The 14,731-nt window shown below is 47.9% G+C and carries 2 protein-coding genes (both running past the window's edge); both read right to left on the bottom strand.

Annotation, left to right across the window (positions count from 1 at the left end; translation table 11 throughout):
* Positions 1-8,806, bottom strand: the 5' end (the start) of a protein-coding gene (locus tag M3630_RS26105; protein WP_251254020.1) for a non-ribosomal peptide synthetase. The gene continues 12,695 nt to the left of window position 1, outside the view; the window shows 8,806 of its 21,501 coding nt (coding positions 1-8,806); its start codon is at positions 8,804-8,806; its stop codon lies off the left edge, out of view.
* Positions 8,803-14,731: the final stretch of an SDR family NAD(P)-dependent oxidoreductase gene (locus tag M3630_RS26100; protein WP_251254019.1), read on the bottom strand. It continues 6,029 nt past the right edge of the window; 5,929 of the gene's 11,958 nt are visible here — the last part of the coding sequence; its start codon lies off the right edge, out of view; it ends in the stop codon at positions 8,803-8,805. The genes M3630_RS26105 and M3630_RS26100 overlap by 4 nt, the downstream gene beginning before the upstream one ends.

Below are 14,731 nucleotides of genomic sequence, written 5' to 3'. Positions count from 1 at the left end.
GTTTGGGCAGCCAGTAATTCTCTCTGGCAAAAGGATAGGCAGGCAAGCTGATTCGACGAGGCTTGATTTCGTCATAGAGCTTATTCCAGTCCATATTCAAGCCCTTTACCCAGAAATCGAGAAGCTTGGAGAATTTTTTGCGTTGCATCCATTTCTCAATTGCTTCTTGCAATTCCTCATCGCCTGCGAAGACGTCTGTTGTTTCTCTGCTGCGCTTTACCTGACCACGATAGAGGTCGGCAATGCTGTCATCACCTGCAAGAAAGCTCTGCAACTTCTCTACCATCTCTGAAAGCGAACTCGCCATCAGGGCCAGGCGTTCTTCCATCGCCTCGCGTCCCACTTGGAGCGTATACGCAATATCAGCAAGGTCCACATCTGTAAATGCTTGCTCCTCAATCGACGCTAACAGTCTCTGCACTTGTTCAATGAGACGCTCCTTATTCTTCGCTGACAGGACGATGATCGCCGGATTTTGCGGACTGACCGTGATCATCGGGCGTTCCTTGACCGCAGGAACATATTCCTCAATCACAACATGTGCATTGGCCCCCCCTGCACCAAAGGAAGAAATCCCGGCAATTCGCGGGAATTCTCTCTTTTCGCCGTTCACTTCAATAAGCGGTCGCTTCCATTCAGCCAAGTCCTGCTGAACGACAAAAGGTGTTTTGGAAAACGGAATATTCGGATTCAACTCTTGCGCATGCAGGCTTGGGACTAGCTGTTGATGCTTCATTTGCAGCAAAATTTTTGCTACTCCTGCGATTCCAGCCGCCGCTTCCAAGTGACCAATATTGGATTTAACGGAGCCAATCGCACAAAATCCTGTATCCTGTGTATCCTTGCGGAAGGCCTGGATGAGACCCGTAATTTCAATCGGATCACCCAGCTCCGTGCCTGTTCCGTGCGCTTCGATATAGCTAACGGTTTTGGCATGAACACCTGCCTTATCCAGCGCCTGGCGAATCAGCTCTCCTTGAGCAGTTGGATTCGGTACGGTATAGCCATTGGTTTTTCCGCCGTGATTCACGCTGGTACCACGAATCAATCCGTAGATATGGTCGCCATCCGCAATTGCTTTTGACAGTGGTTTGAGCAGTACTGTACCTACTCCTTCTCCCGGTACAAAACCGTTTCCACCTTGCCCAAAGCTTTTGCATTGTCCATCTACGGAAAGCATATGCAGCGCTGACAAAAAGACATAGCTGGAAGGATGCAGATACAGGTTGACTCCGCCGGCAATCGCCAGTTCACAATCCCCGTTATACAGATGCTCGCATGCTTCATGAATCGCCGTAAGCGAAGCGGAGCACATCGTATCAATCGGCATACTCGGACCTTGGAGGTTGAGGAAATAGGAAACACGATTCGTCAGTGAGCTAAACGATGTGTGCGGGTAAATCAATTCACCCTGCTTCCATAAATCAGGTCCATACAAGCTGAACCCTGTTTTGGTGATCCCTCCAAACACTCCAACCCGTCGATTGTACTTTTCCGCAAGCTGTTGTCTCGTATAGCCAGCATCCTCCAGCACTTCCCAGCAAGACTCCATAAACATCCGTTCCTGCGGATCGAAATGCATCGCTTCCCACGGAGACATATTGAAAAAGAGCGGGTCGAATTCAGCGAATCCGTCTACAAAGCCGCCCCATTTGCCGTAGCTTTTTCCTTCTGCCACAGCTTTGTCTGGATCAGGCTCGAAAAAGCCATCCAGTGACCAGCGCTCTTCCGGAATTTCTGTAATGCAATCCTTTCCAGACTTCAGATTCTCCCAATACTCGTTCAGCGATCGCGCTTTTGGATAACGTCCGCTCATGCCGATAATGGCAATCGGCTCCCGCGCTGTTTTCTCTCCTGATTGCACGGCTGCACTGCGAGTCGGAACATGGCTGACTGTATCACGGTCGTTAAGCACCAGTGGTGTTGAAGTTCCGCGATTGGCCGCCCCCTGACGATCAAGCCCCGTCCACTTCATGCATTCCTGCCTATGATCAGCGACGAGATAATCTGCAAGGGTGTCAAGAGTCTGATATTCATACAAGATGGTCTTGGACAATTCGCTAAAAACATCCCCCAGCTTTTTATTCAGCTGGATCACCATAATCGAATCGATTCCGTATGTCTCGAACGGTTCATCGACAGCGATTTTACCTGCTCCCAGTCTGGTCTCTTGTCCGAACATCACCTTTAGCTGATAGAGCGTTTTCTCTTTTAACACGCCTGCATCGACTGACAGCTTCGCATCGTGCACCGGTGTGGAATCGAGCTGTGACACGACAGAAGTACCAAGCAACTGATCCTTGAGTGTTGGCAGATTGCCTTCGATAACCAGCATCTGCACAGTGCCGGAAGCCACCCCTTGATACAGCGCCTGTATGCCGCTTGCAGTCGGCATCGCGATCATGCCCCTACCCTCCATGATCTTCTCTGTCGCTTCATCAACACGCATACCGCCCTCTTTCCACAGCGGCCAGTTGATGCAGAGTGTTTGACCTTGTCGTTCGCCTGCTTTCACCAAACCATGACGATACTTGGCGTATTGATCCATAAAGGCATTGGCAGCAGCGTAATCAGCTTGCCCCGCATTACCAAAGCATCCCACGCCAGAGGAGAAGAGAATAAAGAAGTCAAGTGCCATATCCTTGCTTGCCTCATCGAGATGCATCAGTCCAGTAACTTTTGGCGCCAACACTTGTTCCAGTTCATCCGCTGTTTTTCTCATGATAAAACTGTCGCGAATGACTCCCGCACTATGAATAATGCCTGTGAGACTGCCAAACTCTTGCTTGATGGCTTGGAATAAGTCTTCTACCGCCTGCTTTTGTGTGATATCAGCCCGACGATATTGAATATTGGCTCCCAATGCCTTCCATTCATTGCATAAGGCTGTGTTTTCTTCATCCAAAGAAGAACGACCCGTGATAATTACTGTCGCTCCCTTCGTTTGCTGGGTGATTTCCTTGGCAAAAATCAAGCCTAATCCGCCCGCACCGCCCGTAATCAGATAAACCCCATCATCTTTCCATACATGCTCCGCTTGCCCAGAAGCTTTCATTTCTGTCCAGCCGCTCACCCATCGCTTGCCATCCTGATAACGAATGTGCTTACTTTTCTCATCGTTGCTGTTTTGTTGGAGCTTATGGACCAGTTCTGCTGGTTTGTCCTCTGCTTGCACTTCAATGAGCTGTCCAATCAGCTTGGGATTCTCCAAGTGCGCCGTTTTCAGCAAACCAGAGAGACCGGAGAAGCATTGCTGATCCTCTTTGGCAGGCACAACAAGCTGAATCAGGACTTTTCCCTTTGGTTTATTGGCAAGGATTCGCTGGATTTCCGTGAATACGTGGACGGTGTAGGTTTGGAACCGTTCTGCGATACTTTCCTGCTGTGATTGTGGTTGTAAGACCAGGCAACGCACTCCGTTCATTTCGGATTCGATACGCTGTTGGAATTCCTCTGCCCATTCACAAAGGATCACAAGATGCTCTGCAAAAGCAGGTGAACCAGCTTTTTGACTGATCTCCTGTTCGTTCCAGCACGGTTGGAGAAGAAGTGTTTCTGTCTTTGGAGTTGTTGAAGGGATCGGCGAAATCTGGACACTAGCCACTCCCGACACTTTGAACACATTCTCAGGAACCCCATAGGACTCCTCAGCGAATGGATAGGTTGGAAGGCTGATGCGACGCGGCTTTGCATCGTTGTACAGGACTTCCCACTCGATATCCAGACCCTTGCTCCACAGCTCGGCTGCTTTTTCTCCTTTGCCTTCTGCAAACAGCTTGGTAATCAGCTCACGATTCGTCCCATTCTTTTTCAATCGGGAGACTTCATGGCTTGCTTGTTTTACGTTCCCTCTAAAGCTACCCGCTATTTGTTCCTCTCCATGCAAAAAGTCACTCAGCTTTTGAATGAGTTCCGCTGTATTTTTGACAATAAAAATAGCCCTGCTCTCCATTGCTTCTCTTCCTACTTGGAGAGTATAGGCCAAATCTGCTAGATGGACTCGCTCCTGATTCCCTCTAAGAAAATCAACGAGCTGCTGGGCATACGCCTGAACACGATCATCGTTTTTGGCTGATAATGGCACGAAATAAACGCGATGGTTGTTATCATCACTCACGCTGACACGCTTAGCTTCTGTCTCAACCTTCCATTGTTCAAAAATCGCATGAGCATTCGTCCCGCCAAGACCAAATGAACTTAACGCCGCTCTGTGGGGAACAGGCGCATCCTCCCACTTTTTGAGCGTGTCAACGACATAAAACGGCGATTGATCCAAATTGATATTCGGATTCGGCTTTTCATAGTTTAACGACGGAGGAATTTCATTATGGTATAAGCTCAGCGCTACTTTAATGCAGCCTGCTAACCCTGCGGCTGTATCCAGATGGCCAATATTGGTTTTCACCGAGCCAAGTCCGCAGTACTGTTTATTGGATGTGTATTGGGTATACACTTCATTGAGCGCCGCGAATTCTATCGGATCGCCTAAATAAGTGCCCGTCCCATGCGCTTCGATATAGCTAATCGTTTCAGGATGAACCTTGGTGTCATCTAATACTTGCTGAATCACCTCAGCCTGACCTTTTATACTTGGCGCATAAAAGCCGACTTTATCTGCCCCGTCATTGTTAATGCGAATTCCTCTCATGAGGGCATATATGTGATCGCCGTCCTTGATCGCATCGGAAGCTTTTTTGAGAACAACCACGCCGACTCCTTCTCCACCGATCATGCCGTCTGCCGACGCGTCGAACGTCTTGCAGTGACCATCACTGGAAAAGTTCAATCCAGCTTGATAGACATACCCTGTATAAGTCGTAGGGAAAATAGTTGCGCCGCCTACCAAAGCCACTTTTGATTCTCCCGATTGCAGGCTGCGATAAGCCAGATGCAAGCCAACCAATGAGGAGGAACAATTGGAATGGACGGCAAAGCTCGGCCCCTTTAGCCCCATTTTATGAGAAATCATCGTGGGAATCGTTCCACCTTGCGCCAAAACCCACGAGACATATTCATTGGGGTCTTTCATGACATTCGGTGATTCCTTGGTGAAATGCGGCAAGAGCGCTTGATAATAACTATTGCTCGCCGACATAAATACACCCGTCTGCGGTACCTGCTTCGGTGTATACCCTGCATCCTCCAACGCTTTCCATGAATGGGTCAATAACAGTCGAAATTGCGGGTCCATAAATTCTGCGTCTCTGGCTGATAGGTGAAAAAATCCTGGATCGAAATGATCCTTTCCTTCTATGGTGGACTGTACCGGGATAAAGTTCGGGTTCTGTAAGTATTCATCAGGCAGATGTAATTGATCGATCTCCTCATCAGAAAAGAAACGTACACTTTCTACGCCGTTTCGTAAATTCTCCCAGAACTCCCTATGATTTTTCGCTCCCGGGAAGTGGCAGGAGATTCCAATAATCGCGATGCTATCCTCATAGTATTCAGGATAAGTCTCCTCCACCTGTGCTACGCTATGCGCCGTTTCCTGGTTCGGATTGACAAAATCCGTTTGCTCATCTAATTCCTTCTCTTTCTTTGCTGCGATATATTCGCTAATCTCTCGAATATTGACGTACTTAAACAGAGTGGTCACATTTAGATCGCACTGAAACTCTTCTGTCATTTTGGCAACAACCATGGTAGCGAGAATCGAGTCTCCGCCCACATCGAAAAAGCCATCTTCTGTACTGATCCCCTCAACATTCAGGACATCCTGCCAAATTTTCAAAGTCCTTTGTTCAATATCAGATTGCGGGAGACCCTGCTTCTTCGCCTGTGTAACTACCAGCTTTTGACTCAGCAGCTCTGTGCGATCCACTTTTCCATTAGCAGTTAACGGGATTTTATCCATGGAAACAAAAAATGCCGGAAGCATATACTCTGGCAAATTCGTTCTCAAATACTCCCGTAATTTTGAGGGCTCAAGCTGTTCATGGTTGGCACCTGCTTTCGGAACATAATAAGCAACCAACCGTTTGTGATCGCCCTCTTCTTTCACCAACACGACAACGCTTTGGATCTGTGGATGAGCCATTAATTGGCTCTCGATCTCACCCAATTCAATTCGAAAGCCTCTAATTTTTACTTGATGATCGATTCGGCCTAAATACTCAATCGTTCCATCAGGGAGCCAACGTGTTAAATCACCTGTTTTGTACAACTTGGTTCCCGGTGTAAACGGGTTATCTACAAACTTCTCTGCGGTCAGCTCTGGGCGATTCAAATACCCGCGAGCCAAACCTTTTCCTGCAATACAAAGCTCTCCTGATACACCGACCGGCACGGGATTCATATGGCGATCTACGATGTAGAGTTGCGTATTTGCGACAGGTCTACCAATCGGTGTATTGCTGCTGACCAGTTCATTTTCAGAGCAGGAGAACCATGCCGCATAAATAGAGGCTTCCGTTGGTCCGTAAATATTTTCGATCTTCGCCTTTTGAAAAGTGGCAACCGTCCTTTTCACCAGCTCTTTTGGAAAGGCCTCGCCTGCAACCATCACATATTTTAGCGGACAATGCTGCAGGAATGGCTGATTCGCTGCAACACCGTTGACGAAGACATTCAGCATCGCTGGAACAAAATTGACATGAGTCACCCGATGCTTCATGATCGATTCCGCTAACATCTCTGGAGACTTCTCCCCATGTGGCGGGAGAATGACCAGATGCCCTCTACCGATGAACCAACCAAACAGCTCGGACAACGAAACATCAAACACATAGTTGGTTTTCAGCAGATAAACATCGTTCTCCATAACCGGATAACGGGATTCAAGGAAAAAGAGGGTGTTGATAATACTTTCATGACTCACCATGACCCCTTTGGGTTTCCCTGTGCTTCCAGATGTATAAATCACATAAGCGAGATTGGTTGGGTTTACTACCCGGTTAAGCGTTTTTTGTCGCTGGGCTGTCTGCTCAACTTCTTCCCAATCTCTGTCTAACACGATGCATTTCGTATTTTCTCCTGCGGCTGAAGATAACTGTTCCAGAAGGCGAGCCTGGGTAAGCAACAAAATGCTCTTGCTATCTTCCAGCATGTATGCCAACCGCTCTGTGGAATAAGTTGGGTCCAATGGAACATAAGCTGCGCCAGCTTTCAGAATGCCTAAAATGCCGATGACCATTTCCAAAGAACGTTCGACACAAATTCCCACTGTTGCTTCAGGACCTGCGCCCTCGGCCTGCAAATAGATCGCCAGCTTGGTTACCCGCTCATCCAGTTCACGGTAGGTCAATGACTGGTTCTCATAAACAACAGCCACGGCATTTGGCGTTTGCTGAACTCGCTTCTCGAACAAATCATGGATGCATAAAGCCTGTGGGAATGCCGCGTCAGTCTCATTCCACTCAACGAGCAGCTTGTTTCGTTCTTCAGCAGAGATAAGTGATATCTCATCCAAAGCGATGTCAGGATTTTTGATGACTTCGTTTGCGATATTCTGATAATGGCCTGCCATCCGTTGAATCGTTGCTTGATCAAATACATGCGGATTGTATTTCAGATTCAACACAAACTCTGCTTCCTGCTCAAACACTTCTAACTCAAATTCATACTCCCCTTCTTGATGAACACCCTCAATCAATTCGATGGCAAGCTTGTTTTGACATTTATCATAAAATCGCTGCAGGTTTTGCGATTGCAGAAAATTTTGGTACGTAAAGATGATATCGAAAACGGGTGAACTTCCATGAAGTCGAGGAATATTTGCCTCGCGAACCATCGCTGGAAAAGGATAGACAGCGTGATCCATCCCGTCAATCAGCGTAAGCTGCAATTCCCGAATGAACTGGGAAAAAGACTTATCCCCCGTTACCTGACTGCGAATGGGGATCATATTGACAAAATAACCGATCAAAGAATCGAATCTCTCTTCTGGACGTCCCATCGTCGGCATGCCGACAATCACATCTGTTTGACCTGTATAGCGATACAATAAGGCTTTAAAAATCCCTAACAAGAGAACAGATGGGTTCATACGGTAATGCTTGGAGAGCTGCTTCACCTCCTGACTCCATTCTCGTGAAAATACATGCGTAAAAACCTGCCCCTCAAAGCTTGGTGCAGAAGAACGCGGGCGATCGGCAGGGAGTTCCAGCTGCGGAAGCGTCCCTGACAATTGCTCCAGCCAGTAAGAACGATGTTCCCCACCCTCCTCGCTTGTCATCATGTCCTGCTCCCATTTTACGAAGTCAGCGTAGACGGTTGAATTTTGTGTTACTTTCAACTGTTTTCCTTCAACCAGCTCGATATAGGTTTGGACCAAATCTTGTAGGAATAGCAAGGAGGAATGCCCGTCAAAGATCATATGATGGACTGTAATCAGGACATAATGCTCTTCTTCCGAACGCGACAATAGATGAATGCGGAGTAAAGAACCCTTTTCCAATGAAAAGGGTTCTTTTACTTTTTGCCTGAGATAAGGCAATACTTCCTGAGACGTTAAGCTGGAGATGTCCTCCTGCTCAATGGCTAGCGATTGCTCCGGTCGTTGAAGCAGATACGGAACACCATGCTTTTCCATAATCGAACTCTGTAAAATCGGATGCTGTTTACTTACAAGGTGGCAAGCCTGTTTCAATAAGGCTACGTCCCATTTCTGGCGGATGCAAAAGCATAACGGAACATTATAAGCACTCATTGTAGGAGACATTTTTTGCAACATCCACAATCCTTGCTGCCCGACGGACAGAGGACTTGTAAACGATGGGGTTTCCAGCTCCAGAAGCTTCTCTTGCACTTCCGCAGCAGACAGCTTACCTTCTTTGTAAGCCATGAGGATTTCCCGTCGCATCATATCATCCCTCCTTTGTCGATTAACTGTTCGATCTCTTCCAAGCTTAGCAGGCCATCTTTGAATTTTTGCAGCAGCATATCGACTGCGAGATTCTCCATCGGTTCACCGCTATCCTGAGACGATGTTTCGAAATCTGTAGTGGAAGCAATCTCTTTATGACTCCACTCTTTTATTTTTATCGCAAGTAGATGAGCCAAGGACTTCATCGTCGGATTCTCCAGCACTTCCCGCCCTCTGATCTTGATGTTCCAGCGCTGCTCTAAATGACGAATCAGCTTGGTAACCATGATCGAATCCATGCCATAGTCCAAGAAATATTTGTTTGGCTTGATTTGCCCTTCCGAAAGGTGTAATTCCCGCGAGAGAAATTGTGCCATATCCCGCTGGATGTTTTCCTCCGTTGGGCTGTCCGGGTTGATATCAATCGCTAACGTCGCTTTTTCCATAGGCTGATTGATCGTTTCAGTTCCGAGCTGCTGCTGCTCACCCTCGGAAGTGGATAGCCAATAGCGTTCTCTGGCAAAAGGATAGGTAGGCAGAGATAGCATGCGACGCTCTTGTGGATTCAAGGATTCCCAAGGAATTTTACCTCCCTGCGTCCAATGAAGGGCAAGCTTGTCCAGATTATTTTCTGCTAAAAGAACCTGCAACACCGTATCTCCTACCTTGCCTGAAAGAAGATTTCTCACTCCTGCAAGGTCTTCTTCGAGATCCCCTGTATAGATAGGAATCGATGCAGTTGGCTCGCTGCCTTGTTCGACCGCTTCCAAATACGCCTGTAATCCATGAATCAGTTCATCTTGATCCTGAACCACCATAGCCAGCCTGCATTCCATGGCTTCTCGTTTCACTTGGAGTGTATAGGCAAAGTCCGCCAAGGAAAACGCTTGCTGCTGGGCAAAAGCAAGCATCTGCTTGGCAACAGCACGCAATCGGTCAGCATTTTTTGCCGAGAAAACCACGATCTGAGGTGAGGCGGCAGATGAAATGGATTTCATCTCTGTCTGTGGTGGAATATATTCTTCGAGAATCAAATGAGCATTTGACCCTCCTGCTCCAAACGAACTGATTGTCGCCCTGCGCGGAACCTCTCGTTCTTCCCCATTGATTCTCACTACGGGTCGCTCCCACTTTTGTCGATCTTTTTGCAGATAAAAAGGCGTTTCTGCAAAATGGACATGCGGGTTCAACGGCTCCGCTTTTATAGAGGGAACCAACTCCTGATGCTGTAGCTGCAAAATCACCTTGGTCAGCTGGGAAATCCCAGAAGCTGCCTCGGCGTGACCGATATTTGATTTCACCGAACCAATCGCACAAAACTGGACATCGTCCGTCTGCTTTGAAAAAGCATTCGTTAACGCCTTCAACTCAATCGGATCTCCCAGCAGCGAGCCATTTGCGGCGGCTTCCACATAACTGATCGTGCGTGGGTCGATACCCGCTCTAGCAAAATTTTCTTCGATCAATTGGGCTTGTGCGTTGGGATTAGGCACGGAAAACCCATTGGTACGTCCGCCATGATTAGTAGCGACTGATTTGATGACGGCTAAGATGGAATCTCCATCTTCTATCGCTTTGGCTAACGGCTTCAATAGTACAGCGCCTACGCCTTCTGCTGGCAAATATCCGTCTCCATCGCCAAAGCTTCTGCTGTCCGCGTGGCTTCCGATCATTTGTGCCTGACTTAAGCCCAGGTATTTCTTGGGATGGATCGATACATTCACGCCACCCGCGATTGCGAGCGAGCTTTCTCCCTTCATCAAGCTCTCGCAGGCATGATAAATGGCAATGGCAGATGAAGAACACGCTGTATCAATCGCCATGCTTGGACCTTGCAGATTAAAGAAGTAAGAGACCCGGTTGGCAATCGAATGATAGGAAGACAGAGAAATGATCGAACCCTTTTCCATATCCGTATCAAATGCGTGATAGGGCTGATACATTGCACCTACATAGACGCCTACTCGATTCTCATATTGACGTTGTAATACTTCTCGTGTGTGTCCTGCCTCTTCGAGCAGATTCCACACGGTTTCCAGGAAAAGACGTTCTTGAGGGTCCATCATTTCCGCTTCCCGCGGAGAAATATGGAAGAACAGCGGATCAAATTGATCGACACCGTCAATGAAGCCGCCCCATTTGCTGTATGCTTTTCCTGGGCTGTTTTTATCTCCGTCAAAATACAAGCTGTGGTCCCAGCGTTCTTGCGGAATTTCTGTAATGCAATCCTTGCCTTCCCGCAAATTGTTCCAGAACTCTTGTATATGGGAAGCCTTCGGATAGCGACCCGAAACACCAATAATGGCAATGTCTCGGTCAGATGTTGCTTGTTTATTTGCCTGCTCACGCGTAACAAACCGTGAGAAACGATGGTGATGGTCTGTTATGGAGCCAGCAGCAGGCAGTACATGAGAAGCATTTTCTACTGTACCTGTCTCTGCGGCTTTCCCAGCCCCCATGATTCCAATAATTTTGTCGCGATGCTGGGCAAAAAGATAGTCTGTCAAATCCTCTATGTTTTGATATTCATAGAGTAATGTTTTCGACAGCGATCCGAATGCTTTTTCCAATTGGTTGGTCAATTGCATCGCCATAACCGAATCGATTCCGTATTTCTCCAACGAAGCATCCTCATCGATTTTATATGCGGGGAGCTTGATAACAGCAGAAATTTCCTTTTTCAGATACTCCCTTACTTTTGCCCGAAGCACATCTTGTTGCCCAATGGAAACAGGCTGTTCTTTCTCCGTTTTTGCGGAGGTGCTCGCACTCTTTGCTCGTTGGAACTGTCGGATAAACCGATCAGTGTAGGCATCCATCAAGTGTTGCGAGATAGCAAAAAGCGTCGGGTACTCTACCAATACAGAGGGAGTCAGTTCAAGCTCATAGGCTTGATTCAGCTTGTTTGTAAATTCGGTCAGCTTAATCTGGTCAAAGCCGTATTCATTGAGCTCAGCGTGGATTTCTATATCTTCCTTCTCAACCTTGAGCAAATCAGCGACCATTTTCAGCAAAGACGCTTGGACCTCGCTTTGCAAGCTGTCCGAATGAGCTGTTGAGATCACGGAGGTTTCCGTTGCTCCCATCAGCCTTTGCTTCATCCGTACACGGTCACCTTCCATGACCATCAACTGATCTTGTCCAGAAGCTAACCCCCGATACAAGCAGTCGATACCCGAAGCCGTCCGCATAGCCACCATGCCCAGGTCGTCCCACAATCTCTTTTCTGTCTCTGCGTCTACCTGCATTCCGCCCTCTTTCCACAGAGGCCAATTGATGGAGAGGGTCTGACCCTGCCGTTCTCCTTGCTGGATCTGTTCGTTGCGGTAAGCGGAGAAGTTATCCATAAAGGCGTTGGCCGTCGCGTAATCTGCTTGGCCCATATTGCCCAAGCTTCCAGCCGCTGAAGAAAAGAGCACAAAGAAATCCAGATTCAGTCCCTTCGTTGCTTCGTCTAAATGAAGGAGTCCCGCAACCTTTGGCGCGAGAACGGCTTGTACCTCTTCTTTCGTTTTCTTCAGGATAAAGCTGTCTCGAGTCACACCCGCCCCGTGAATGATCCCGTGAAGATCGCCAAACTCTGTTTGAATGCTTTGGATCAAATCCTCTACGGCCTGTTTCTGCGATACATCCACTTGGCGATATTCGATTCTTGCCCCGTTGTCCCCCAGCTTGCGCAGCTTTGCTTGCTTCTGTGCAGTCAGCGCAGAGCGTCCCGTCAAAATCAAGGTGATGCCACGGGCTTGCTCCGCCATTTCTTCGGCAAAAATAAGTCCCAAGCCACCTGCTCCGCCCGTGATCAAATATATCCCGTTGTCTTTCCACGGCATGCTTGCTTTATGCTGTGCGGCCGCAGCTTCACTCCATCCCGCAATAAATCTTTTCTCTAACTGATAGCGAATCTGGCAATCTGCAGGGCAAAGGCTGTTTGCTTTCAGCTTCTCCGCCAATCCCGCTGAATCTTCTGTCGAATCGATTTCGATCAATTGTCCGATTACTTTTGGGTTTTCGATCTGTGCCGTTTTCAAAAGACCAGCTAATCCAGCGAACAACCGTTGTTCCGATCGGAGAGGAACCACAATCTGTATCAGCACCTTCCCCTTTGGTTTTGCTTGAAGAAGGGCTTTTATTTCTTCAAACGCTTGAACTGCATACGCTTGGAATCTTTCCGCTATGCCTTGCTGATCGGATTTCAGCACGAGGACTCTTGCACTGTTTATCTGAGATGAAAGGCTTTCTCCAGAAATCTTCCCAGGTTCGCAAAGCATCACCACATGCTGTTCATATTCAGGAGCATTGGCTTCCTTAGGAATGGCTTTTTCGATCCAAGCGGGCTGCAACATCAGCGTACTTGTGATTTTGCCTGCTTCACCTGTACCTTTGCTTTTTGCAACTCCGGCAGCTTTTTCACCTTCGAGCATCCTTGTTGTGAATCCCTTCATACTTACACAAACCTTGCCTTGCTCATCACATAAATCAATGTCGAGCTTCTGTACTTTTTGCGTAACTGCATTGCCGTCACTGTAGCGAACCAACGCCCATACAGCGGTTGTAGAAGCACTGTAAATGTTCAATTGCTCCAAGGCAAAAGGCAGGGATGGCTGAAGGTCGGAAGTGCCCATCATGAAACCAAGCGATGCCTGTAATGCGGCGTCCATTATACTCGGATGGAGGACAAATTTTCCTGCTGTATCCGTAACAGAAGAAGGCAAGGCCAGCTTCGCCAGCACTTGTTCTTTCCCGACAAACAGCTCCTCAATCCCCTGGTGTGATGGACCGTATGCCAGTCCTATCCCTTGAAATGTTTCGTAGCATTGGCTAAAGCTGTAACTACTCTCTGTGCACTGTGCTTGAATGGCAGAAAGGTCGAGCGCTGGCGCCTCCATAGCTGATCGTAGTACTGCTCTTCCCTGGCTATGTACTACTAGATTCTCCTCGGCTTCTCTTGGCTGGCTGTAGATTTCAAAAGCGATTTCACCATTCTCTTCCGGGTATAGTCCCGTGTGTACTTGGATCGGTGCATCTTCCACAATAACGGGTTTCGCCCACACGATATTTTTCAATTGAATCGCCGACTGATTATCAGATCGGACACCTGTTGCCAAATCCACAGCCACTCGTGCCATCTCCAGATAAGCTACCCCTGGCAATACCTTTTGCCCCTTCACGACATGATCTCTAAGGAAAAACTCCTGCCCTGTAAACGTCGAGCTGTGCCGTTGTTCCGAAAGTGTAGATGTATTTTCATGCAGCATGGGATGAAGGGTACCCAGTGCTCCTGCCCCGATATAACCAATGGCTTGTGACTCCACCTTTGGCAGCCAATAGCGCTCTCTTGCAAAAGGATAAGCAGGTAAGCTGATTCGACGAGGCTTCGTATCCCCGTAGAGCTTGTTCCAGTCAAAAATCAGTCCCTGTACCCACATCTGCAAAATCTTTGCATATTTCCCTTTAGTGATCCATGTATCGATTGCCTGTTGTAAATCCTCATCTGCGGCAAAAACATCCATCGTTTCTTTATTCCGCTTTACCTGACCCGTGAACAGGTCTTGTCTGTCATCCTCGTCTTCCAAATAAAACGTTAGCTTCGCTTCAAGCTCGGAGATCGACTTGACGATCACAGCGAGCCGCTCTTCCATCGCTTCACGTCCTACTTGGAGCGTGTAGGCAATCTCTGCTAGATGGTCGTCCGTCAGCACTTGCTCCCGAATAGCAGACAACAACCGTTGCACCTGCTCCCGAAGACGGTCTTTATTTTTCGCTGACAATACGATGACTGCTGGATTTTTTGCCGAGATGCTGATTGGTGGGCGTTGTTCCTCTTCCCTGTATTCTTCGATTACGAGATGAGCATTTGCTCCTCCCGCGCCAAAGGAGGATATCCCCGCAATCCTTGGATATTCTCTCGTTACCCCGTTGATTTCA

The organism is Brevibacillus sp. MER 51, assembly GCF_023714195.1.
Classification (GTDB): Bacteria; Bacillota; Bacilli; order Brevibacillales; family Brevibacillaceae; genus Brevibacillus.
Note: the sequence above shows the minus strand (reverse complement) of the source record. Positions and strands in the feature narration are given on the sequence as shown.